Origin of the sequence: Herbaspirillum hiltneri N3, assembly GCF_001267925.1 — a bacterium.
Lineage (GTDB): Bacteria > Pseudomonadota > Gammaproteobacteria > Burkholderiales > Burkholderiaceae_D > Herbaspirillum > Herbaspirillum hiltneri.
Genome location: NZ_CP011409.1, coordinates 2,722,418 through 2,742,991 on the forward strand (window position 1 = coordinate 2,722,418; position 20,574 = coordinate 2,742,991).

General features: G+C 61.6%; 16 protein-coding genes. 12 read left to right on the forward strand and 4 right to left on the reverse strand.

What is annotated here, in order from left to right; all coding sequences use genetic code 11:
• The first annotated feature begins 158 nt into the window (after positions 1 to 158).
• The 5 genes from F506_RS12370 to blaOXA all read left to right on the forward strand — a co-directional run bounded on the left by F506_RS12370 (position 159) and on the right by blaOXA (position 5,383).
• The gene (locus tag F506_RS12370) at positions 159 to 1,058 is read left to right on the forward strand and encodes a DUF4123 domain-containing protein (protein ID WP_053197867.1); all 900 of its coding nucleotides are present in this window, start codon (positions 159 to 161) and stop codon (positions 1,056 to 1,058) included.
• A 26-nt stretch (positions 1,059 to 1,084) separates the two neighbouring features.
• The gene (locus F506_RS12375; protein WP_053197869.1) at positions 1,085 to 1,588 is read left to right on the forward strand and encodes a DUF3304 domain-containing protein; all 504 of its coding nucleotides are present in this window, start codon (positions 1,085 to 1,087) and stop codon (positions 1,586 to 1,588) included.
• A 2-nt stretch (positions 1,589 to 1,590) separates the two neighbouring features.
• On the forward strand, positions 1,591 to 3,648 hold the full coding sequence (locus F506_RS12380; protein WP_235471141.1) for a T6SS phospholipase effector Tle1-like catalytic domain-containing protein: 2,058 nt from the start codon (positions 1,591 to 1,593) through the stop codon (positions 3,646 to 3,648).
• Between the two features lie 310 nt (positions 3,649 to 3,958).
• The gene (locus F506_RS12385) at positions 3,959 to 4,453 is read left to right on the forward strand and encodes an energy transducer TonB family protein (RefSeq protein ID WP_053201545.1); all 495 of its coding nucleotides are present in this window, start codon (positions 3,959 to 3,961) and stop codon (positions 4,451 to 4,453) included.
• A 129-nt stretch (positions 4,454 to 4,582) separates the two neighbouring features.
• Positions 4,583 to 5,383 carry a class D beta-lactamase gene (gene blaOXA, locus F506_RS12390; RefSeq protein ID WP_053197873.1) on the forward strand — a complete coding sequence of 267 codons (801 nt, stop codon included), beginning with the start codon at positions 4,583 to 4,585 and terminating at the stop codon, positions 5,381 to 5,383.
• Here the strand turns inward: blaOXA and pdxR are convergent.
• Entirely contained in the window at positions 5,380 to 6,903 is a 1,524-nt protein-coding gene (gene pdxR, locus F506_RS12395; RefSeq protein WP_053197876.1) for a MocR-like pyridoxine biosynthesis transcription factor PdxR, read from the reverse strand. The two genes, blaOXA and pdxR, sit on opposite strands and share 4 nt — an antisense overlap.
• Positions 6,904 to 6,998: 95 nt before the next feature.
• Between pdxR and F506_RS12400 the strand changes: the two genes are divergently transcribed.
• Positions 6,999 to 8,717, forward strand: coding sequence for an NAD(P)H dependent flavin oxidoreductase family protein (locus F506_RS12400; RefSeq protein ID WP_053197878.1), 1,719 nt, complete (start codon positions 6,999 to 7,001; stop codon positions 8,715 to 8,717).
• 67 nt (positions 8,718 to 8,784) lie between these two features.
• Here F506_RS12400 and F506_RS12405 read toward each other — a convergent pair whose 3' ends face one another.
• Positions 8,785 to 9,705, reverse strand: coding sequence for a GGDEF domain-containing protein (locus F506_RS12405; protein WP_144424046.1), 921 nt, complete (start codon positions 9,703 to 9,705; stop codon positions 8,785 to 8,787).
• A 375-nt stretch (positions 9,706 to 10,080) separates the two neighbouring features.
• Here F506_RS12405 and cfa point away from each other — a divergent pair, with 375 nt between their 5' ends.
• Positions 10,081 to 11,244, forward strand: coding sequence for a cyclopropane fatty acyl phospholipid synthase (cfa, locus tag F506_RS12410; RefSeq protein ID WP_053196779.1), 1,164 nt, complete (start codon positions 10,081 to 10,083; stop codon positions 11,242 to 11,244).
• 4 nt (positions 11,245 to 11,248) lie between these two features.
• Here cfa and F506_RS12415 read toward each other — a convergent pair whose 3' ends face one another.
• Together F506_RS12415 and F506_RS23490 are read right to left on the reverse strand one after the other, a co-directional pair.
• Positions 11,249 to 12,097, reverse strand: coding sequence for an NAD-dependent protein deacetylase (locus F506_RS12415; protein ID WP_053196781.1), 849 nt, complete (start codon positions 12,095 to 12,097; stop codon positions 11,249 to 11,251).
• Between the two features lie 13 nt (positions 12,098 to 12,110).
• Positions 12,111 to 12,266 carry a hypothetical protein gene (locus F506_RS23490; RefSeq protein ID WP_167552701.1) on the reverse strand — a complete coding sequence of 52 codons (156 nt, stop codon included), beginning with the start codon at positions 12,264 to 12,266 and terminating at the stop codon, positions 12,111 to 12,113.
• A 331-nt stretch (positions 12,267 to 12,597) separates the two neighbouring features.
• Here F506_RS23490 and F506_RS12420 point away from each other — a divergent pair, with 331 nt between their 5' ends.
• From F506_RS12420 to F506_RS12440, 5 genes are all read left to right on the forward strand, one after another.
• The gene (locus F506_RS12420; RefSeq protein WP_053197882.1) at positions 12,598 to 16,275 is read left to right on the forward strand and encodes an indolepyruvate ferredoxin oxidoreductase family protein; all 3,678 of its coding nucleotides are present in this window, start codon (positions 12,598 to 12,600) and stop codon (positions 16,273 to 16,275) included.
• Between the two features lie 212 nt (positions 16,276 to 16,487).
• The gene (locus tag F506_RS12425; RefSeq protein WP_053197884.1) at positions 16,488 to 17,648 is read left to right on the forward strand and encodes an acyl-CoA dehydrogenase family protein; all 1,161 of its coding nucleotides are present in this window, start codon (positions 16,488 to 16,490) and stop codon (positions 17,646 to 17,648) included.
• A complete protein-coding gene (locus F506_RS12430) occupies positions 17,645 to 18,436 on the forward strand; it encodes an enoyl-CoA hydratase (protein WP_053197886.1) in 792 nt (263 codons plus the stop codon). The genes F506_RS12425 and F506_RS12430 overlap by 4 nt, the downstream gene beginning before the upstream one ends.
• Positions 18,437 to 18,613: 177 nt before the next feature.
• On the forward strand, positions 18,614 to 19,297 hold the full coding sequence (locus F506_RS12435) for a Type 1 glutamine amidotransferase-like domain-containing protein (protein WP_053197888.1): 684 nt from the start codon (positions 18,614 to 18,616) through the stop codon (positions 19,295 to 19,297).
• A gap of 93 nt (positions 19,298 to 19,390) precedes the next feature.
• Positions 19,391 to 20,527 (forward strand): mechanosensitive ion channel family protein, encoded by a 1,137-nt coding sequence (locus F506_RS12440; RefSeq protein WP_053197890.1) that lies wholly within the window; start codon positions 19,391 to 19,393, stop codon positions 20,525 to 20,527.
• Positions 20,528 to 20,574: the final 47 nt, after the last annotated feature.

Genomic DNA, 20,574 nt, shown 5'->3' on the forward strand with positions numbered 1-20,574 from the left:
AGAAGCGACGAAGTAAACAACACCATACCTTGCCTTCGACCTTGCCGCAGTGCCTAAGAGTGTGTGTAAGGAGTGCATGAAGGCCGCTTTACACGCACGTGCGAAAACGTCGGCTCCTAATATTTGAGACGCGACTAATTTCATCGAAAGGAAGCACCATGTTCTTCGGCGTTGACCCTCACCAAGACAATCTGCCAGCGCTGCTGGATGCGGCACTGCATGCAACCGAACAAGCGCACCGGCAACAGGTCGATACACCACTCCATACCTACGCCCGGATTGACGGCGCGTTTGACGATGCCTGGGGCAGTGCGTTGCTATGGCAACAAAGTCAGGCCGTCAAGGTGCATTACGTGCGCTCGATCTATACAGAGTCTCGTCTCGAAGCGCTGGAAGAGTGTGCGCCGTTTTTAGTGATCGTTGAGCATGACAACCGTATGCGCCTGTTCGAAAACCTGCTTGCCAGAACCGGCGGCAAGCCTATGATCACGTTCATCCAAAGTCCGCTAGATTTGTTCGCCTTGCAAAAACACCTGGTGCGTTTTAGCCAGATAGAGACGCCGGATACGCTGGTGTTGCCTCTTAGGTTTGCCGACAGCGTCGGTTTGCCGGACATTCTGGAGGTGTTCGACGCGGACCAGCGTGCAGCCATATTGAGTGGCGTTACTGCATGGCACACCATCGACCGTCAAGGAGGCGTCACCACCATCACCGGTGCCTGCCGCGACGCTGCGCTGTACGCGACACCGGACTATGGCGACGTTGATTGCATACCCTTCACCGAAGTGCAGTTTGTTGCATTGGTCGATAGCGCTGAATCGGATGAAATTCTGGCTGAAGTGGTCGACAGAGCGACGAAATTGTATCAACACGAAAAAATATCCACGCTATTTGCAAAAATAAAAACTGCACTCGCGCAGATGGATCAACGTCATATTAAAGACGCGCAGGATCGTAGAGCTCTTGCCCGGCGTAGCTTAACTGTGCGAAATATCAATGAAATGACGATCATGCTTGACGTGTATAAAACGCAAGGAATAGCGGCCGCGATGGCGTGAATGAGCGAATTCACAAAGGAAACGAGATGATGATTAAAAGATTAACGCTACTTATTGGCATGGCTGTTTTAGCGGCTTGCACTGCGACTGTGCCGATAGTGGAGACTAAAAAAGAAACAAAACCATACGTCTACATACCCGAAGAATACGTGTCGATCTCCTGCGTCACACATGGCACGGGCTACATCCATTCTTTTGCCATCGAAGAGCCAGTGCATAGCGGCCCGATAGGCGGCCGGATGGCAGGCGGCGCCAGTTGTGGCGGTATCATCGCCGCCGGCTACGCTTTGCCCAAGACCTGGTTTCCGGGGATGAAAGTCAAAGTGCGGTGGAATCGTCCGATCAAAGGTGTGGATAGCTGGCATGAAAAGACGACCAATATCATGCGGTATGGCGAAGCTGGGACGATAACGGTACATTTTTTTTCAAATGATCAAGTGAGGGTAGTGTCGTCTGCGAGATATGCACCGGAAAGCCCGAAACATCCCATTCCAGAAGATGCCCTTATTCCCCCACCGGAGGAGCAATAACCATGAGTGCCCCAATCTACGCCGCGCCACTAGAGATTGCCGCAGATCCCGAAACAGAAATGACGGTAACGGAAGCGCAAGAAATCGCCCTGAAGGATTTACTCAGAGCGCCGAAAGAATACACACCAAGCGGCAACCCTCTGCCGCCTTGCCAAAAGATGGTCAGGATCGGCCTGTTCTTCGACGGCACCAGCAACAACAAATACAGGGATGAACCGAATCAGACGCATACCAACATCGTCAAACTGTTCAATGCCCACAAGGATATAAAAGGCGACGGTTATCTCAAGGATTCCAGCTGCTTCCGCTTCTATATCCCGGGCGTCGGCACACGCTTTCCCGAGAATCAGGAATGGAAAGAGACCCAGGAAGGTAAGGCCATGGGCAAAGGTGGGCAGGCACGGATTCTGTTTGGAATTTTGCAAGTTTATAATGCGGTGTATCAGGCATTTAATGACGGTACTCGATTGTTCACTGACAGCGAGCTCACCGCCAAACTAAAAAGCTACGTCCGCGACGTCGACAACAACTACGACAAGGAGTACCCCCAGCACGAACGCCGCAGACGCTGGTTTACGCAACTGCGCGACGAATTGAACGACAGGCTGCAAGCCCGGCGCGACATCATCATCCGGCCGCGCATTCCTATGATACGTGTGGCCGTGTTCGGGTTTTCGCGCGGGGCGATTGAAGCCCGCAGCTTCTGCTACTGGCTCGATGCCACGCTGGAAGGCAAGTCCACCCTGGCCGGCATGCCCATCCAGATCAACTTCCTCGGCCTGTTCGACTCCGTCGCCTCGGTCGGGCTGCCGCATTCGGTGGCGCAAACTACGCCGTTCCGCTTCATCGATGGCCACTTCAGCTGGGCGGCGGAGACCTTGACGCCGCTGCCCGCGCTGGTCAAGCAAACCGTGCACTACATTGCCGCGCATGAGCAGCGCATGAACTTCCCCGTCACGCGCGTCCAGGGTAACAACGTAGAGGAGGTGCTGTATCCCGGCGTGCATGCCGATGTCGGCGGCGGCTACTGCCCCAGGGAGCAAGGCCGTGGCATGACGGTCGGACAGATGGTGTCGCAGGTGCCGCTGCTGCATATGCAGAAGATCGCGCGCCTGGCGGGTGTTCCTCTGGTGTCTTATCACCAGATGGATGCGCGTCTGCAAAATGACTACGCCCTCAGCCCCGAACTGGCGGCCAACTGGAACGCCTACATGGCGGGAGGGGATTTCGCCGGTACCTATGAAAGCAAGGTGCGCGAACATCTGCGCCTGTACTACCGTTTTCGTTCTCGCTGGCTGGGCCGCATGGCGCAACTACCGGCCTGTCAACGCGCCACGCCGCAAGAACAGCAAGACATGGTCAGCTACGATGCACTGCTCCAGAGCGACATGGCACTGCTGCGCGAACGCGCCAAGGGTGGACGTCCACGGATGTACAGGGCCAACGGCGATGAAATAAAATTTTTTGAGCCGGGTAACGAACACATCGCCAACCGAGAACAGTTACTGCGCGCAGATATGCGCCAAGAGCCCGACGCCACTGAAGCCCTGGCGTTGGCGGTATTCGAAGAACGACGCGGACTGTTGAGAGACGACGGCATCGGTTTGCTGGAAGAGCAGGTGCACGATGCGCTGGCAGGGTTCTATCTGGGCGGCTACGTCAGCGCGGAAGAGAAGGCCGAAAAGCTGCGCACTTGGCAAACCAAGCCGCCGTCGAAGAATGACCACTACAACTATCAGGTCTGGCAGAACTTCCAGAAAGCCAAGGAAAAAAATCCTGCGCTGCAGACAATTCTGGACGACAAGGCTGCGTTGGCCCAGCAGGCGGAGAATGCGCGGTTCAATAGTGGCTTGGAGGAAATGGAGTCGTTACAGCGGCGTGGCGCCTTTACTGACGACGAAGCTGCTCTGTTGACGCGAGACGCTCATGGTCAGCCACTCTTTCCAGTGCAAAAGGATGAGGATGCAGGTGTATTGTGCAGTGGCTATGTTGCTACACAGTCCGGTACCTTGCGCGAAGGCGGCGGGTATCTGATGCCGCGTGCTGTATTTTTGCCGTAGAAATGTGTCTGACATGCTATCCATCCGATGTCCCATGTGTAGTCGTTCCAGCAACAACGGGAACGACTACTTCACAGTTTGTCAGTCAGTGTTCACATTGTTCACTTGCCCGGCGCTAGCACGATCTTCATTCTCCACTTGCTTGATGTCGGCGTTGACCGTATCTTCGGGGTTGAGTTCGGGGCGGTAGCTGGGCAGATAGAACACCTCAATCGCATGGCATGCTTGGCTAATTCCGTTTTCTGAGACGACCCTTCATGACGCTTCCCATCTTCCCTTTGCCATGGATTACTCCTTGAACAAGTCATCGATGAAAGCCGCCGCTGCACTGGTAAGCGTCGGCACCGCGCTGCTGGCCGGCTGTTCGGCGCAAAAGCCCGATACCCAGGCCAACCGCGACGCCACCGCCAAGGAAATCATCGAGCAGGTGAAAACCACGCCCGACGGCACCTCCACGGCCGACTCGCTGGACGCCTACAAGGAAGATCTGGCGCGCCGCATTTCCCAGGTCAACTCGCTCAAGGTCCACGTCGAACGCCCGCAAGCCCTGCTGCGCTCCGTCATCGTGATCAAGTACGTGGTCGACAAGGATGGCAACCTGGTGCGCAGCGAAGTGGTGCGCACCAACAAGGACAAGGCCAGCGAAGCCACTGCGCTGGCCACCTTGCGCAGCACTGCGCCGTTCCCCAAACCGCCGGCGGCCTTGCTGAGCGGCGGCCGGGTGGAATTGTCGGAGACCTGGCTGTTCAACAACAACGGCCGTTTCCAGCTGCGCACCATCGCGCAGCCGCAGAAGAACGAATAGCGCACGCCTGCATCATCTCCTTCAATGGCATCAGAAAAGCTGATGCCAGCCTTCACGAAAGCTGGTTTGTTCTCGTTGCGCGGAATCATTACACTTGCCGCGCAAGAACTCGTCCATGAAGGAAATCCCATGATGTATCTGATCGCCGCCTTGTTTGCGATAGGCGCTTCGCTGTTCGTGTCCGAGACCGAGGCGCGCACGCTGTGCACGCTCATCGTCGATCCGGCGAGCGGCAAGGCGTTGGTGCGCGAGGGCGATTGCGCCACGCGCGTGACGCCGGCTTCGACCTTCAAGATTCCGATTGCGCTGATGGGCTACGACGCCGGTTTCCTCAAGGACGAGCATGCGCCGGCCATCCCGTTCCGCGAGGGCTACACCTATTGGGGCAATCCGGCCTGGCGCGACACCATCGATCCGGCGGCGTGGATAAAGTATTCGGTGGTGTGGTACTCGCAGCAGGTCACGCATGCGCTCGGCGCGGCGAAGTTCAAGGCCTATGTCGACAAGTTCAGCTACGGCAACCGTGACGTGCACGGCGACAAGGACAAGAACAATGCGCTGGACCGCGCCTGGATCAGTTCGTCGATCCGGATTTCTCCGGACGAACAGGCGCAATTCTTGAGTAAGCTGGTCAACCGCAGCTTGCCGGTCAGCGTCCACGCGATGGAGATGACCTCGCGCATCACGCTGATGCCGCCGCTGGCGGACGGCTGGGAGCTCCACGGCAAGACCGGCGCCGCCATGCCGCGTACGCCTGACGGCGGTTACGACAAGGCGCATTTCTACGGCTGGTTCATCGGTTGGGTCACCAAGGACGCGAAGACGCGCGTGATCGTGCGCCTGGCCCAGGAAGAGAAAGAAGAAAAGATCAGCGCCGGCGTGCGTGCCCGCGACGCCTTCCTGGCGGAATTGCCGGGGCTGCTGGACTAGGATTTCCTGAGCGAAGCTTCGTGCAGGCGTCCCACCGCCAGCGCCAGCTCATCCGGCGTCATCGACGCAAATCCCAATCGCAGGCCGTTGACCGGCTGGTCCAGCGGCGAGAACTGGCGGCCGCTGCGAACGAACAGTTGCACGCCGGCGGCATGCCGCACCATGGCGTCGACGTCGATATCCTCGCGGAAGGTCACCCACAGCGCAAGTCCGCCCTCGGGATTGCGCAGCGTGACGCGTTCGCCGAAACGATCCTGCAAGGACTCCATCAACGCGTCCTTGCGCGCGCGATACAGCTTGGCGGCGCGGCGCAGATGCTTGCGCAATTCGCCGTCGGCGATCAGGTCGGCCAGCATCTTTTGCATGACGGCGTCGCCGTGGGTGGAAATCAGCAGCTGATTCTTGCCCAGCGCCTCGATCAGGTTTTCCGGCGCGACGATGAAGCCGCAGCGGAACGACGACCCCAGCAGCTTGGACAGGGAGCCGATGTAGATGACGCTGCGCTGGCCGGCGTCGCTGGCCAGCGGCAGGTAAGGGCGGCCTTCGAAGTGGTATTCGTGGTCGTAGTCTTCCTCGATGATGGTAAAGCGATGCTGCCGCGCCAGCGCCAGCAGTTTCTGGCGGCGATCGGCGCGCAGGCTGACCGTGGTCGGGAACTGATGATGCGGCGTCAGGTAGATCAGCCGCACAGTTTTCTTCGAACATAGCGCCTCGATCTGGTCCACGCGGCAACCGTCGCAGTCGACGTCGATGACTTCGATCTGCGCACCCAGCGCACGGAAGATGGCCCAGGCCGGCGGATAGCTGAGCCGCTCCACCAGCACCACGTCGCCGGGACGGATCAATGCACCGGCAGCCAGGTGCAGCGCCATCTGCGTGCCTTGCGTGAGACAGATGTTGGCCGGGCCGGCGGTCAGTCCGCGCGTGGCGCGCAGCATCTCGGCCAATGCCGTGCGCAGCTGCGCCGCCGATTCGAGGTTGCCGTATTTGACCCAGCTGGATCTGAAGGCGGTCTTCATGGCGTTGCGGTAATAGCGATGCAGCACGGCTTGCGGCAGCAGCCGGTGATCGGGTGCGCCGTTGTCGAAATACATGGTGTCGCGCGTGCGGCCGGCACGCACGGCGGGGACGTAGAGATCGTCGAAATACGGCGGCAGTGCAGGCGCCATGAAATCGGGCGCAAACATGTCGCCGGCATTGGCGGCGCGTTTCGATTGCAATGTCCTGGCGGGCGTCATGGCCTGGTCGGCGAACAGCGCATTGACGAAGGTGCCGCGGCGCGGTTCGCTGACCAGCCAGCCTTTGATGATCGCTTCTTCGTAGGCCAGGATCACGGTCTTGCGATTGACGTCGAGGATATCAGCCAGCTCGCGCGTACCGGGCAAGGCCGCGCCGGGCTCCAGGTGGCCGCTGCGGATGGCGTTGGCAAGTCCGTCGACGATCTTGCGATAGGAGGCTTTTTGCGCGGAACCGTCGGCGTCGAGATCGAGCAGGGGACGCCATTTTCTCATCTGGACCATGTGAATCGTTCAAATCTGGAGGTTTCAATGGTCCTATTCTAACGCCACAATCCTCGTCATCGACCCATTTCAATCCGACAGGCAACGAGGACAAAATGTACGGCAAGCACGGCAAGCACACCATCACGCTGGACCCATCCGGCAAGACCTTCGCCGCGGGCGACGAACTGTTGCTCGATGCGGCGCTGGCGCAGGGCGTGTCCATTCCCTTTTCCTGCCGTCGCGGCGAATGCGGATCGTGCAAGGTCAGGGTGCTGGTCGGCCGTCACGAGACCGAGCCGTACGTGGCCCTGGGTACCCCGTATCCGCTGGCGCACGACGAGATGCTGTTGTGCCGCAACCGCGCCTGCAGCGACATGCGCATCGACATTCCGGGCTGGTCACCGGAGGCGCAGGCGTCGCGCTTTGAAGCACAGGTGCTGGAAAAGCGGTTGCTGACGCCGAACGTGGTGCGGCTGGTGCTGCAGGGCGCAGCGGCGATGCCGATCCGCGCCGGGCAATATGTGAAGGTCTATCTCGACGACGGCAGCAGCCGCTGCTTTTCGGTCGCCAACATTCCCGCCGACGATGGCGGCAAGCTGGTCTTCCATATCCGGCGCGTGGCCGGGGGACGTTTTTCGGAAAGCATGCTCGACCGCCTTGCCGTCGGCGATGTGCTCAGCGTGGAAGGCGGCTTCGGCGCCTGCACCTGGCAAACCGGCGAACGTTCGGCCTTGCTGCTGTTCGCGACCGGTACCGGCTATGCCGGGATCAAGCCGATTCTGCTGGCGGCGCTCGCCGAGGCGACGGCGAGAGGGGATATGTCGCCCGTGAATTTGTATTGGGGCGGCGCCCGCGCCGATGATTTCTATGACCGGGAATTCCTCGACCGGCTTGCCGGGAGCGACGCCCGCTTCACCTGGACCGGCGTCATCCCGCAGGCGGAACACATCGAAGCAGGCGTGCAGCAAGGTTATGTGCAGGACGTCGCTGCTGCCGGCGATCACGCCTGGCCGGGCGTGCGCGCCTACGCCTGCGGCAATCCGGCAATGGTGGCGGCCGTGCGCGAACGCTGCCTGGCGCTGGGCGTGGCGGGGCATCACTTTATTGCGGAAGCGTTCGTGCCGTCTGGCGCCAGCACGGCGCCGATGGCGCGCGGCGGTTTCGATCCGGTGTGGGAACGCGTCGGCCCCAGGTATTCGCTCGATGGCATGCTGGCGGCGCGCGAACAATCCATCCGCGCGCTGGCGCAGATCGTCGGCAAGCTGCGCGTGGGCATGACCACCGCTGAGGCCGTGACGATGGCGAACGATCATCTTCGCGCGATGGGTTCGTCGCATACCTGGCATCCGACCTATATCCGCTTCGGCGACGACACGGTCAGGACGCCGCGCGAGGGCGTGGACAAGGAACGCAGGCTGCGCGCCGCCGACATCGCGGTGGTCGATCTCGGTCCGGTGTGGGATGGCTATGAAGGCGATTTCGGCGACACCATCGTGTTCGGCGACGATGGCCTGCATCGCGCTTGCGCGCAGGCGGCGCGCGATGTCTTCAGCGAGACCCGCGATGCCTGGCGCACCGGCCTCACAGGACGCGAGCTGTACGATTTTGCCGAGGCTGCGGCAGCGCGCGGCGGCTGGCTGCTGGAACGCAACCTGGCGGGACATCGGGTGTCCGACTTCCCCCATGCGCTATTCGGTCCGGCCAAGCTGGCCGAGATGGAAATCGTGCCGGGCGACGCCGTCTGGGTGCTGGAAATCCAGCTGCGCCACCCGACCGAGGCGGTCGGCGCCTTCTACGAAGATATCCTGATCGGCACGCCGTCGGCGGTGTAAGCCCGGCGGCGCACCGTGAACAAGACGGCCATGCCATGCAAGCCGAAGGAGGGCCGTCGAGGAAGAATCAGTCTTCGGCGACGATGCAATTGCGTCCGCGCTGCTTGGCCATGTACAGGCGCTTGTCGACGGTTTCCATGAAATCGATGTGCTGGTCCTGGCGCGACGGCACGATGGTCGCCATGCCCAGGCTGATGGTGACGACGCTGTCGACCTGCGATTTTTCGTGCGGGATTTTTTCTTTCAGCACCAGCTTGCGGCAGCGCTGCGCCACTTTCAGGCCGGAGGCGCGATCGGTCTCTGGCAAGATCAGCACGAACTCTTCACCGCCGTAGCGCGCGAAGAAGTCGCGCGTGCGCGTGGCGGCCGCACCAAGCGCGCCGGCGATCTGCTTGAGGCAGGCGTCGCCGCGGATGTGGCCGTAATGGTCGTTGTACTGCTTGAAGTAATCGATGTCGAGCATGATCACCGACAGCGGTGTGCGGTTCCTGACGGCGTTGGCCCATTCCACTTCCAGCGCCGAATCGAACATGCGGCGGTTGGCGACGTTGGTGAGGCCGTCGCGGTAGGACAGCGCTTCCAGTTCTTTCTGCAGCTCCGCCAGGCGCGCTTCGTTCTTCTTGCGCTCGGTGATGTCGAACATGAAGCCGATCAGCGCTTCCACTTCGCCGTCCGGTTTGCGCACCACGTGCACCACGTCGCGAATCCAGACATGTTCGCCGTCCCGCGTGATGGCGCGGTAGTCGGCTTCGTGGTCGACGCCGGCCTTCGACTGCGCCACGCAAAAATTCACCACGCCTTCACGATCTTCTGCATGGATGCGCATGGCCCAGTCTTCCACCGACACCCAGCTCTCAGGGGCCCAGCCCAGCAGCGCTTCGATCTGCGGACCGACGTAGGCAAACTTCATGGTGGCCCAGTCGATTTTCCAGGGGATTGCCTTGGTCGATTCAAGGAGGGTTTTGTAGACGGCGCTGTCGGGTTCCATTTGCTTTGGTGCTTGTCTGGTCATGTGGACGTCGGGGTGAGTTGGGCGTGACGAGCCGGGGTGTGATCCGGCCCGCCGTTGGCGGAAAGGAAATTGTCGTAAGAATAACCCGGGGTGTCGGGGGACGCATGAAAACGCGTTGAAAAATGATCGGCAGGTTCGGTGGCCCGTGCGCCGAGGCCCGCAGGGCGCGGAGTTGAGGGCGGTTTCATGCTTGTTGAAAAGTGATAGCAATCGTCAATTGATTTAAAACATTTAATCAATTGTGCAAAAGACTTTCGTCTGATTTATCTTTCAGGACATGACTTGCAGAAAGATTCGACGTTGCCCGAGCAGCGCACTCGCCCCTCAACTCATCAAACAGGAACGCAGCACATGTCTTCGAATGCCTCCACCATCAGCTCGCCCGCCGCACCACAACAAGACTCAGCAATTTTTCGCGCACTCGCCGAGATGCTCGGCCACGGCGGTATCCGCATCAACGGCAATAATCCCTGGGATATCCAGCTGCATCGCGCCGGCGTGCCCGAACGCGCCTTTGCGCAAGCCAACCTCGGCCTCGGTGAGGCATACATGGATGGCGACTGGGACGCCGAACAGCTGGACGAATTTTTCTCGCGGCTGTTGCGCACGCGACTGACCGACAACATCAAGCCCCTGCGGCTGGTAGGTCACGTGCTGGCCGCGAAATTCATGAATCGCCAGAACCTCAAACGCTCGCGCATGGTCGGCGAAATGCACTATGACCTCGGCAACGATTTCTACGCGGCGATGCTCGATTCGCGCATGACCTACACCTGTGGCTACTGGAACACCGCAACCACGCTGGAAGAAGCGCAGGAAGCCAAGCTCGACCTGATTTGCCGCAAGCTGAAACTGAAGCCCGGCATGCGCGTGCTCGATATCGGCTGCGGCTGGGGCAGCTTCATGGCTTTTGCCGCCGAGCGCTACGGCATTGAAGCGGTGGGAGTGAGCATTTCCAAGGAACAGATCGCGCTGGCGAAAGAGCGTCACGGGCACCTGCCGCTCGACTTCCGCCTGCAGGACTACCGCGAACTCAACGAACGCTTCGACGCCATCGTCAGCATCGGCATGTTCGAACATGTGGGCCGTCGCAACTACCGCACCTACATGGAAGTCGCGCATCGCTGCCTGGCCGACGACGGCCTGTTCCTGCTGCACACCATCGGCAAGAACCAGCGCAAGTCCTCGCCCGATCCATGGATCGACAAATACATTTTCCCCAATGGCGATCTGCCGTCCATCGGTCAGATGGGCGACGCCTTCGATCATCTGTTCGTGGTGGAGGATCTGCACAACTTCGGCGCCGACTACGACAAGACGCTGATGGCCTGGCACAGCAATTTCGAAGCGGCGTGGCCGCGTTTCGAGGCGCAACTGGGGGCGCGTTTCCGCCGCATGTGGCGTTATTACCTGCTGTCCTGCGCCGGGGCATTCCGCGCACGCGACATCCAGCTGTGGCAGTGGGTGTTGTCGAAGAAGGGCGTGATGGGCGGTTATCGGCGCGAGCGCATCTGAGGTCCTAAGCCTGTGCTGACCCCAGGCGATCCGCCAGCAAAGGCAGCAGCAACTCCGCTGCCTCCTCGGATTTGATCGCCAGCAAAGGATCGGCGCGCGTGACGCCGCGGTTGATGGCGGCGATCGGTTTTCCGGCTTCTGCAGCCATGCGGCAAAAACGGTATCCCGAAAACACCACCAGCGACGACCCCACCACCAGCACCGCATCGGCCGCCGCCACCGCGCGCTCGGCCGCTTCGCTGCGCGCACGCGGCACGCCGTCGCCGAAAAACACCACGTCGGGTTGCAGCATGCCGCCGCACACCGGGCAAGGCGGCACATGGAAGCCGGCCAGGGCGGCCGTTTCCAGATCTGCATCGCCGTCGGGCAGGGCCGCCGCATCGCTGGCGGCCAGTTCGGGATTGGCGAGTTCCAGCAAGTCCTGCACGCTGCGGCGCGTATGCGTGGCGCCGCAATCGAGGCAGACCACGCGATGGATGTTGCCGTGCAATTCGATGACGTCGCTGCTGCCGGCCTGCTGGTGCAGGCCGTCGACGTTTTGCGTGAGGATGGTGGAGATCTTGCCTGCAATTTCCAGCGCCGCCAATGCGCGGTGGCCGGCGTTTGGCGTTGTTCCCGCCAGCTTGGGCCAGCCGATCATGCTGCGCGCCCAATAACGCCGGCGCATCGCTTCCGAACTGCGGAAGGCCGGACCTTCCATCGGCGCCTTGCCGCGCCGCACGCCGTTGGCGTCGCGATAATCGGGAATGCCGGAGGCCGTGCTGATGCCGGCGCCGCTCAGGACCAGTACACGGCGATGCGGCGCGATGAACGCGGCCAGCGCGTCCACGTCCGCGAAGAGATGGTCTTCCAAGAAAGTCCCGGTCTTAAACCCGGTCCATGCCCGCGGTCACGATGAAGGACACCAGCGCGGCCGTGATCGACCAGACGGCCAGGCGATATTGCGGGATGAACTTGGTGATGACCGGCAGCAGGAAGTAGAGGACGACGCCGATGAGGATGCAGGTGATGACTCGTTTCATGACTTGATCTTGTTGATGTTGATGAAGATGCCCGCCGGTTCAGCGACGGCGACGTTGAGATCCTATCATTGATTGACGGCAATGGCAGCCCGGGCTTCCCCAAGCGGACAAGCGCAGACAGGTGCGGGCAGGGGCATATTTAAAACTTATACCCCTATCGACAATCCGTATTTCCTTGATCTTGTCTTAAGAGAATAGACTTCAGTCACAGCAGTTTCGGAGGACGGATTGTTGTGAAGGCCGCTACCACGGCCGCTTTGTCTGGCAGTAACGCATCGTACCCGGTGCAGTAACGGCAGGCGATATCTGAATAACCATTTTGGAGACGTACATGGAATACCGTTCGGCAGCCGAGCCTGTTGAATTGTCAGCCCCTGACCGGTCGGGGCGGGCAGTGCAAAAGGTAGCAACCACAGCAGAAAATTCAGCAGCAACTTCAGCATCCACTCCCGTCTCGGGGGCTGCACCGCTCGCGACGGTCAGTCTCGACGACAAATACACCGCAACTTCGGGTTCGATCTTTTTGTCCGGCATCCAGGCGCTGGTGCGCTTGCCGCTGCTGCAGTATCTGCGCGACCAGAAAGCCGGGCTCAACACCGCGGGCTTCATTTCCGGCTATCGCGGCTCGCCGCTGGGCGGACTCGACGAAGCCCTCTGGAAGGCGCAGCCGCATCTCGACGCGCACAAGATCAGGTTCCAGCCCGGCACCAATGAAGACATGGCGGCCACCGCCGTCTGGGGCACGCAGCAGGTCGACCTGATCGGCCCGGCCAAGGTCGACGGCGTGTTCGCCATGTGGTACGGCAAGGGCCCCGGCGTGGATCGCTGCGGCGACGTGCTCAAGCACATGAACCATGCCGGCACCTCGGCCAAAGGCGGCGTCCTGCTGGTGGCGGGGGATGACCACGGCGCGTATTCGTCGACGTTGCCGCACCAGTCCGACCATATTTTCTCGGCATCGATGATTCCGATGCTGTATCCCTGCAACGTGCAGGAATATCTCGACCTCGGCCTGCACGGCTGGGCCATGTCGCGTTTCTCCGGCTGTACGGTGGGCTTCAAGGCGCTGGCCGACACCGTCGAGTCGAGCGCCTCGGTGGATGCCGATCCGTTCCGCGTCGAGATTACCTATCCGGCCGACTTCGCCATGCCCGAAGGCGGCCTCAACGCCCGCTTGTCGACCGACACGCTGGGCGTGCAGGCGCGCAAGCAGGAAGCGCTGATGCAGGATTACAAGATCTATGCCGCGCTCGCCTACGCGCGCGCGAACAAGCTCAACCGTGTGATGATCGACAGCCCCAAGGCGCGGCTGGGCATCATTGCCTCGGGCAAGTCCTACCTCGACGTGCTCGAAGCGCTGAGCGAACTCGGTATCGATGAAGACTTCGCCGCCGAGATCGGCCTGCGCCTGTTCAAGGTGTCGATGCCGTGGCCGCTGGAGCCGGAAGGCGTGCGCGAATTCGCCCAAGGCCTCGATGAAATCCTGGTGGTGGAAGAGAAGCGCCAGATGGTCGAATACCAGCTCAAGGAACAGCTCTACAATTGGCGCGACGATGTGCGGCCGCGCGTGATCGGCAAGTTCGACGAAAAGGGCGAGTGGGTAGCGCCGCGCGGCGAATGGCTGCTGACCTCCAAGGCCGATTTCTCGGTGGCGCAGATCGCGCGCGTGATCGCCGCGCGCATCGCCCGTTTCCACACCAGCGACCTGATCAAGGCGCGCCTGGCTTTCCTCGACGCCAAGGATGCGGTGCTGAACAAGGCGGTCAGCACGCCGCCGCGGCCGGCCTATTACTGCTCGGGCTGCCCGCACAACACCTCGACCAAGGTGCCGGAAGGCAGCTTCGCGCTGGCCGGCATCGGTTGCCACGTGATGGCCACCGCCATCTATCCCGAGTTCAACAAGCTGACCACGCACATGGGCGGCGAGGGCGGCCCCTGGATCGGCCAGGCGCCGTTTTCGCAAGTGCCGCACGTGTTCGCCAACCTTGGCGACGGCACCTATTTCCATTCGGGTTACCTGGCGATTCGCGCGGCAGTCGCCGCCAACGTCAACATGACCTACAAGATCCTCTACAACGATGCGGTGGCGATGACCGGCGGCCAGCCGGTCGACGGCACCACCTCGGTGCCGATGATCGCGCAGCAGATGGCGGCCGAAGGCATCCGGCGCATCGCGCTGGTGAGCGAAGACATCAGCCGCTACAGCGATCGCTCCAATTTGCCGGATCTGGTCACCATCCACGACCGCAAGGACATGGAGGCGGTGCAACGGGAGATGCGCGAGTTGCCGGGCGTGACCGTGATCATCTACGACCAGACCTGCGCTGCCGAGAAGCGTCGCCGCCGTAAAAAAGGCGAATATCCCGACCCGGATCAGCGCCTGTTCATCAACGAAGCCGTCTGCGAAGGCTGCGGCGACTGCGGCGTGCAATCGAACTGCACCTCGATCCTGCCGCTGGAAACCGAGTTCGGCCGCAAGCGCGCCATCGACCAGTCCTCGTGCAACAAGGACTATTCCTGCGTCAAGGGATTTTGCCCGAGCTTCGTCACCGTCAGCGGCGGCAAGCTCAAGAAGTCCAAGACTGGCGTTATCAAGAAGGACGGCGCGGACGACTTTGGCTTGCTGCCGGAACCGGCCATCCCATCCTGCGACACGCCGTTCAACATCCTCATCAACGGCATCGGCGGCACCGGCGTCATCACCATCGGCGCCCTGATGGGCATGGCGGCGCACCTGGAAGGCAAGGGCGCGTCGGTGCTGGACATGACCGGCATGTCGCAAAAGAACGGTTCTGTGACTTCGCACGTACGCATCGCGCGCACGCCGCAGGCGATCCGCGCCCAGCGCATCGCCACCGGCGAAGCCGACCTGATCCTCGGCTGCGACATGCTGACCGCCGGTTCGCACGATGCGATTTCCAAGATGCGTCCGGGCCGCACCCGCGCCGTCGTCAACGTGCATCAGCAACCGCCGGGGCAGTTCGCCAAGAATCCCGACTGGCAATTTCCGTTTGAAGACGTCAAGGCGCTGATCGGCGAGTCGGTCGACCAGCAGGCCGACTTCATCGACGCCACGCGCCTGGCGACGGCGCTGATGGGCGACTCGATCGCGACCAACCTGTTCATGCTGGGCTACGCCTACCAGCGTGGCGAATTGCCGCTGACAGAAGCCGCCTTGCTGCGCGCCATCGAGATGAACGGCGTCGCCGTCGAGTCCAACAAGACCAGCTTCCTGTGGGGCCGCCGCGCCGCCGTCGACCTGGCGCGCGTGGAACGCATTGCGGTGCCGGCGCAACCGGTGGTGATCCGCATGCCGGAAACGCTGGACAAGCTGATCAAGCGCCGCGTGGCTTTCCTGACCGACTATCAGGATGCGGCTTACGCGGAATCTTTCGCCGGTTTCGTCGAGCAGGTGCGCGCGAAGGAAGCCGCCTTGAATCTCGGCGACAAGCTCACCATGGCGGTGGCGCGCAATTTGTCCAAGCTGATGGCCTACAAGGACGAATACGAAGTCGCCCGCCTGTACACCGACGGCCGCTTCGTGGAACAACTGAAGCAGCAGTTCGAAGGTGACTTCTCGCTGAGCTTCAACCTGGCGCCGCCGCTGTTCTCCAAAAAAGATGCGCAAGGCCGCCTGGTCAAGGCGAAGTATGGTTCCTGGATGATGTCGGCGTTCAAATTGCTGGCGAAGTTCAAGGGACTGCGCGGCGGCGCTTTCGATGTCTTCGGCTACACCGCGGAGCGCAAGACCGAGCGCAGCCTGATCGCGGAATACCGGGCCACGGTAAGCACGCTGCTCGATGGCCTGAACGCCGACAAGCTGGCGCTGGCCGTCGAGATTGCGCAGTTACCGGAGCAGATCCGCGGCTACGGTCACGTCAAGGACAAGGCGCTGGTGCAGGTGCGCGGCAAGCAGGATGAATTGCTGGCGCAGTATGCCGCTGTCGCTGCAACGCCGGTTTCCGGCCTAGTGCAAAAGATCAACGTCGCGACCATCGCGGCGGCCTGATCCGGCAGGATGCACGGTGTGCAGAGATGCAAAGCAGTTTGGGATTGCTGCACACCGCGCGCCCCGCACCGGACATCCAGCCCTTATCCCCATTTCGTGCACAATGACTGCCATGGACAGCCCGGCCCCAATGTCGCCCAGGCGACATCATCGGCGCCGCTTTTGCGTTAGTCTTTTGCCAAACAAGACAAGATAGCTCACAGGAGACAAGCATGGATTTTGAACTGAACGAAGACCAGTTGGCCTTCCAGGCCAGCGCGCGCGATTTCGCCGCCGGCGAGATGGCGCCGCATGCGGCCCGCTGGGACGAGGAATCGCATTTCCCCGTCGACGTCATCGCCAAGGCCGGGGAACTCGGTTTCTGCGCGCTGTATACGCCGGAAGAAGTCGGCGGCATGGGACTCTCGCGTCTCGACGCCACCGTGGTGTTCGAGGAACTGGCGCATGCCTGTCCCTCGACGGCGGCATTCCTGACCATTCACAACATGGTGAGCTGGATGATCGCCTCGTGGGCCACGCCGGAAGTCAAGGCCGCCTGGTGCGGCGACCTCGCCGCGGGCAAGAAGATCGGCTCCTACTGCCTCACCGAACCCGGTTCCGGGTCCGACGCCGCTTCGCTGAAGACCACTGCCAAACTGGTCGATGGCCATTACATCATCAACGGTTCCAAGGCGTTCATCTCAGGCGCGGGCGCGACCGATGTGCTGGTGCTCATGGCGCGCACCGGCGGCGACGGCGCCAAGGGCGTCTCCGCCATCGTGGTGCCGGCCAATACGCCCGGCATCAGCTACGGCAAGAAGGAAGTCAAGATGGGCTGGAACAGCCAGCCGACGCGCACCATCAGTTTCGACAATGTCAAGGTGCCGGCCAATCATCTGCTCGGCGCCGAAGGCGAGGGCTTCAAGTTCGCCATGAAGGGACTCGACGGCGGCCGCATCAACATCGCCACCTGTTCGGTCGGCGCGGCGCAGGCGGCGCTCGATGCAGCGCACGCCTACATGAAGGAACGCAAGCAGTTCGGCCGTCCGCTCGCCGACTTCCAGGCGCTGCAATTCAAGCTGGCCGACATGCAGACCGAGCTGGTCGCTGCGCGCCAGATGGTGCGCCTGGCTGCCGTCAAGCTCGACTCCAAATCGCCCAACGCCACCACGTATTGCGCCATGGCCAAACGCTTCGCCACCGATCTCGGCTTCAAGATCTGCAATGAAGCACTGCAGATCCACGGCGGCTACGGCTACATCCGCGAATATCCGCTGGAACGCTATTTCCGCGACGTGCGCGTGCACCAGATCCTGGAAGGCACCAATGAAATCATGCGCGTGATCATCGCGCGCCATCTGCTCAACAACGAATCCAACGAGGACATCCGATGACCGGTTCCACCAGCTACGCCAACCTGCGCCTCGAAAAAGACGGCCACACCGCCATCGTCACGCTCGCCAACCCGCCCGCCAACACCTGGACGCGCGAAGGGCTGGTCGATCTCAAGCGCCTCGTGACGGATCTCAACGAAGACCGCGACATCTACAGCCTGGTGGTGACGGGCGAGGGTGAGAAGTTCTTTTCCGCCGGCGCCGACCTGAAACTGTTTGCCGACGGCGACAAGGCGTTGGCGCGTGAAATGGCGCGCCGTTTCGGCGAAGCGTTCGAGACGCTGAGCCAGTTCCGCGGCGTCTCGATTGCCGCCATCAACGGCTACGCGATGGGTGGCGGTCTCGAATGTGCGCTGGCCTGCGACATCCGCATCGCCGAGACGCAGGCGCAGATGGCCTTGCCGGAAGCGGCGGTGGGGCTATTGCCCTGCGCCGGCGGCACGCAGTTGCTGCCCCTGCTGGTCGGCGAAGGCTGGGCCAAGCGCATGATCCTGTGCGGCGAACGCGTCACCGCCGAGACGGCTCTGCGCATCGGCCTGGTGGAAGAAGTGGTGGAGAAGGGACAAGCCAGGCAGCGTGCGCTGGCGCTGGCGAAGCTGGTCGACAAGCAAAGCCCGTCCAGCGTGGCCGCCAGCAAGAAGCTGATCCAGGGCGCGCGTCACCAGCCGCCGATGGCCAACCTGCCGGTGGAGCGCGAACTGTTCCTCGATCTGTTCAGCACCGAAGACCAGAAAGAGGGCGTCAATGCCTTCCTGCAGAAGCGCAGCGCGGAATGGAAGAACGCCTGACGCGTGGAGTTGATGTTTTGCAAACAAGGGAAAAGCCGGAAGTGAGAACTTCCGGCTTTTTTGCATTTTTAAGGTTGCAGCGCAATATATGAGGCTTTTTGCATGGCATTATTACGATCGTTCCAAATTTCGTATTATTTCGTATTATTTCGTATTACATGCAGTAGCCACAACAATATGAAACAGCAAATCATCACACTCGGCGGCGGCGGTTTTTCGACGGAGAGCGATCCATCTCTCGACGAATACATCCTCAGGCAAGCCCGCACCGCACATCCTCGCATCGGCTTCGTGCCGACCGCCAGCGGCGATGCGCCGGCTTATCTCCTCAAATTCTATGCACGTTTCGCGGCGCTCGATTGCATGCCGACGCATTTGCCCTTCTTCGATCGCACACCGGACCTGCGCGAATGGGCGATGGCGCAGGATGTGATCTTCGTCGGCGGCGGCAACACCAAGAGCATGCTGGCTGTGTGGCGTGAATACGGTTTTCCGGCAATCCTCAAGGAAGCGCTGCAGAGCGGCACCGTGCTGGCCGGCGTGAGCGCCGGCGCGATGTGCTGGTTCGAGCACGGCGTCACCGACTCCAACGCCGGTGTGCTGGCGCCGCTCGACGGCCTCGGCTTCCTGCGGGGTACCTGTTGTCCGCATTATTCCCACGAACCGGAACGCCGGCCGGCGTTCGAGGCGTTCGTCCGCGACGAAAAACTGCCGGCCGGCGTGGCGGTCGACGATGGCGCAGCCTTGCATTTCATCGACGGCAAACCGGTGCGCGTGGTCGCGGGCAGGGCCGGGGCGGGGGCTTATCTGGTCAGCAAGCAGGGTTCGGTGATGTTGGCAGACAGTCAATCGTCGCAGTAGTCGCATTAGTTGCGTTAGTATCCGTCACCATAAACGGGGAACTGACCTCCCGTCCCGGCGATCTCCTTTCAGAACCATGAACAGGAGCCGCCTATGGAAATACCCTATCTCAACAATCTCCAGCCGGGACCGCTGCAGTCAGGACTGATCGTGGTGGTCGCCGCCGTGTTGGCGATCCTGCTGGCGATGATCGTGCATCGCATCGGCATCGTGCTGTTGCGGCGCCTGGTGCGCAACCGGCCCTTCACCACTAATGCCACGCATATCGCATTTCGCGCCAGCCAGGTGTGCGTGGTCCTGTTTGCCGTGCGCCTGGTGCTGACGGCGGCCCCCGACGACACGCCCGGATTGCGTTCGCTGTCCTACGTGTCAACCGTGGCGCTGATCGTGGCGCTCACCTGGTGCGTGATGAAATGCATCGAGTCGATCAGCACGACCATCACCCAACTCAATCCGTATGACGTCGCCGACAACCTCAAGGCGCGCCGCATCCTGACGCAGACGCGCGTGCTCACGCGCAGCGCGTATTTCATCGTCGGTTTGCTGGGGCTGGCCTTCGTGCTGCTGACCTTGCCGGGCGCGCGCCAGTTCGGCGCCAGCCTGCTGGCCTCGGCAGGCGTGGCCGGGCTGGTCGCCGGTATCGCGGCGCGGCCGGTGCTGGGCAACTTTATTGCCGGTTTGCAGATTGCGTTTTCGCAGCCGATCCGCATCGACGACGTGCTGATCGTCGACGGCCAATGGGGGCGTGTGGAAGAAATCACGGGCACCTTCGTGGTGGTGCGCATCTGGGATGAGCGGCGCATGATCGTGCCGCTGCAATGGTTCATCGAGAATCCCTTCGAGAACTGGACGCACACCTCGTCGACCATCCTCGGCACGGTGTTCCTGTGGCTGGATTTCAACGTGCCGGTGGCGGCGCTGAGGACCGAGTTCGAACGCCTCTGCAAGGCGGCGCCGCAATGGGACGGGCGCGTCTGCGGGCTGCAGGTGACCGACTCCAACGAGCGCGCGATGCAGATACGCATGCTGGTCAGCGCGCAGAATTCGGGCAGCGCCTTCGACCTGCGCTGCGCGATCCGGGAATCGATGATCGCCTTCATTGCCGAACACCATCCGGAAGCCTTGCCGCGTCTGCGGTCGTCGCTGGATCTGGTCGCGCCGGCGTCATCCACGCCGGCGGATGCCGAGGCGCAGGACAAGATAATCGATGGCGCGCCGATGCAGCGCTGAACAGGGCTGAACAGGGCTGAACCGGGCTGACCCTGCCGGAATCGCCT